General features: G+C 60.0%; 4 protein-coding genes. All 4 read left to right on the top strand.

What is annotated here, in order from left to right; translation table 11 throughout:
• Positions 1-149: 149 nt before the first annotated feature.
• The gene (locus ACT84W_RS01910; protein ID WP_444328014.1) at positions 150-1,748 is read left to right on the top strand and encodes a serine/threonine protein kinase; all 1,599 of its coding nucleotides are present in this window, start codon (positions 150-152) and stop codon (positions 1,746-1,748) included.
• A 118-nt stretch (positions 1,749-1,866) separates the two neighbouring features.
• On the top strand, positions 1,867-2,385 hold the full coding sequence (locus ACT84W_RS01905; protein ID WP_444328013.1) for a hypothetical protein: 519 nt from the start codon (positions 1,867-1,869) through the stop codon (positions 2,383-2,385).
• An 85-nt stretch (positions 2,386-2,470) separates the two neighbouring features.
• Positions 2,471-2,965, top strand: coding sequence for a zinc ribbon domain-containing protein (locus tag ACT84W_RS01900; protein WP_444328012.1), 495 nt, complete (start codon positions 2,471-2,473; stop codon positions 2,963-2,965).
• Between the two features lie 2 nt (positions 2,966-2,967).
• Positions 2,968-3,235 (top strand): hypothetical protein (locus ACT84W_RS01895; RefSeq protein ID WP_444328011.1); only part of this gene is annotated, 268 nt, incomplete at its 3' end.

The following is a 3,235-nucleotide window of genomic DNA, read 5'->3' as shown; positions in this document are numbered from 1 at the left end:
CTCGACGGCCGCCCCGTCTGCGGTTTTGCCGCCCGTCGATTCAGTCGTCAACTGAAGATATACCGTCCCGCTGCGCTTAAACTGAAGTATCGGCGCCGCGTGCTCCTGCTGTGGGGGTGTCCCTGGTGCGCCAAAAAGGATGGGCGGTTTTGAACGACGAGCAGGTCATGCATGCCATGAGCATCGACGATATGTACCGCGTCGAGCGCGTGCTCGCTCGCGGTGCCGGTGGCGTGACCGAGCTCGTGACCATCGACGGCGCTGGCCCGTTCGTTAGAAAGAAGATCCCGAGCAAACTCGCCAATCAAGGTGTCTGGTCCCTCATCGAGTCGTGCGGCTGCGCTCGTCTTCCCAAGGTGGAGGCCACGTACTCGTTGCCCGACCAGTTCGTGGTCGTGTACGACTTCGTTCCCGGGCAGACGCTCGAGGAACTCGTGACGGCAAAGAAGCGCCTCGCCCCGCAGGAGGCGGCGAACCTTGCCGCGGACATCTGCGAGGCCGCGGCGGCGCTCCACTCGCGCGGGGTGGTTCACCGCGACCTGAGTCCCCGCAACGTCATCGTTGCCGCCGACGGTGCGCACCTCATCGACCTTGGCATCGCCCGCATGCGCGTCGAAGGCGCTTCTCGCGACACGACGTCGCTCGGCACACGCGGCTTCGCCTCGCCGGAACAGTACGGCTTCGCTCAGACCGACGCGCGCTCCGACGTGTATGCCATCGGCAAATTGCTCGGGTACATGCTCACGGGCCTGCAGCCGGACGGGGACGAGTACGAGCGGGCCCTGCGGGACACCGATGCGACCGATTCGCGTCTTGCGGAGGTTGTTGCTCGGGCATGCGCGTTCGAACCGAGCTCCAGGTACCAGAGCGCGGCCGAGATGGCCCGCGCCCTTGGGAGATGCGGCGACGCGGAGGTCGGCGCGCCCGCGGGTGGCGGTGCCTCGCCTGCCGTGCGCTCGGCGGCTGCTCGGAAGGCGCTGCCCGCGAAGGCGATCGTCTTGGCAATCGCGGTGGCGCTTCTTGCCGTTGCCCTGGCGCTCTTCTTTGTGCTCGGGTGGGGGAAAGAAGGGCACGGCGTGTCGGCTGACTCGGGTGGAGCGGCGGTGACGCCAACGTCGACGTCGACGTCGGCGGAACCAGGCGCGGTCCCCGTCGACGATCTACCGCTCAAAATCGCCGAGTACGGCTGGTCTGTCGACTCGATGGGTTACGTCCATGCGGTCGTCGGCTTGCAGAACACGAGCGAAAACATGGCTGTTGACATGCCGATTATTCGCGTGACGGGCTATGACGCCGCCGGTGCGCAGACCTTTACGGAGGAACAAGGCGCGATGGTTTGCCTTCCGGGACAGGTCTCGTACATCTACGTTCAGTCGACCGCGGAGGCAGGAACGACTGCCAGAGTCGAGGTCGCGCTTGAGGCCGGGGCCACGACCAAGGAGCGTCGGGTGACGATGCCGATCTCGCTCGACGTTTCGGACGTCTCGGCGAAGGCCAATTCGTTTGGTGGGCTGACGATTACGGGCAGCGTTTCGTTGAGCAGCGACGGCTCATGGAGCAGGTCTGCTCCGCTGTCCAACGCGGTGATGCTCACTTCCGTGTTGCGCGACGACGCGGGCCGGATCGTGGGCGGCACGACCGACTTCCTCACAACCGTCCCAGCCGCCGGCGAGTCTGCGCCCTTCTCCATAACGGACTACGCCGCGCCCGACTACGCGACTGTCGAGGTTCATGCCCAGCCGTGGTAGGCGGCTGCGGGCCGTTCGCGGAATAGCTCGCCAGATTCAGTTGGCAACTGAGGAATTCGAGCAAGGTGCTTTTCAGAATGGAAGCCAGCAATCGGCGTCCTACTGAACGGAGCATCGTATGAAGAAATTAATTGCCGTCGCAATCACTGGTTTGCTTGCCATATCGCTGGGGGCTTGCGGTTCATCCTCAAATAAAACTGAGCCCTCTTCCTCGGAACAAGGCCAGATGACAGAATCATCGGAGAAAAAGAGTGAAGTCGAAAACGTTGCCGATAACCTGAAGAACGAGGGGAAGAGCGTCGTGGACTCCCTTATAGGTGCAGGCGAATCATATGAGGATGTTTACGGCGAGTATAGCCAGAAAATCATTGATGCCACTCCAACTCTGATCGACGAGTTCAAGGCAGAGGCCGATGGTTCCGACGGTCAGACTGACTCGCTCGCAGAGATTAGCAACAAGAAAGTGGAAAAGCTCGCCGAGATTGCGAACGAGGGCGTTGAAAAAATGGCGAAGATCATGTACCGCAACGGCGATGAATACTCCGTTTATGACGAGTGGAGCCAGAAGCTGTACCAGGTGTATACGGACTACGGCACTCAGATTACGGACGCATATATGGACTACGCCACGAACTAGGGCGTTTTTTCGCTGAAGTTGTTTGATACCGGCGGGCGGCTTCGGTATGGCTGCCTGCCGGTGAAGCCATTTAAGGGGAGTCGAATTGATTTATTGCAAGAAATGCGGCAACGAGATCCTTGACGGCGATTTGTTTTGCCGTAAGTGTGGAGCCCCTTACGAGGAAGACGCCGATGATGCGGAACCCTCACAGTCGATTCAAAGCAAGAAGCGTCCACGGAGAGACAAGTGCCCTGCCTGCGGCGAGCCGATTTCCCCGCTGGATAAGGTGTGTCCTCTTTGCGGCTACGACCTTTCGGAACTCACCCGCGCTGACCGGGAGGAAAAGATCGCCAGCGTTCAGAGTGCTGTCGGATCCGCAAAGAATGCCGTGAAATCTGCTGAGGAGCACGTTCTCAAGCTTGGAGGGTGCGGGAAAGTTCTCTGGGCCTTCATCATTCTATATGCGTTTATACTCATCGCGCAGCTTGGAACGGGGTTCTTCTCCGGTTTGTCTAAGGTTCTATCCCATCCATTGGCCTTGATCTCCGTCGCAATTCTGATTGGACTCTTCTTCTATCTACAGAAGAAGGAGAGGTAGCCATGCCTAGCAACCCTGGTCTCATGGACGAGATTCGCTGCGACGAGAAGGACTACCTGATCTGGAAATGGCGTCCTGCGGGCATTACCCGTCGCGAAAACGCGATTCGCTGGGGCTCCTCTCTGCGTGTGCGCGACGGCTCGGTCGCTGTTTTCGTGTGCCGCCGCAAAGGAGAGAGCGCAATCGAGGAGTTTATCGAGGGTCCTTTTGACGAGATTCTTAAGACCTCGAACCTGCCGATTATTGCCAGCTTTGTTGCGGGGGCCTATG

This window comes from Paratractidigestivibacter sp. (assembly GCF_052362415.1).
GTDB lineage: Bacteria > Actinomycetota > Coriobacteriia > Coriobacteriales > Atopobiaceae > Paratractidigestivibacter.
Note: the sequence above shows the minus strand (reverse complement) of the source record. Positions and strands in the feature narration are given on the sequence as shown.

Bases quoted from the DNA above. Each gene is read 5' to 3' on its own strand.
- ACT84W_RS01905 (WP_444328013.1), top strand. From the start codon at position 1,867: ATGAAGAAATTAATTGCCGTCGCAATCACTGGTTTGCTTGCCATATCG.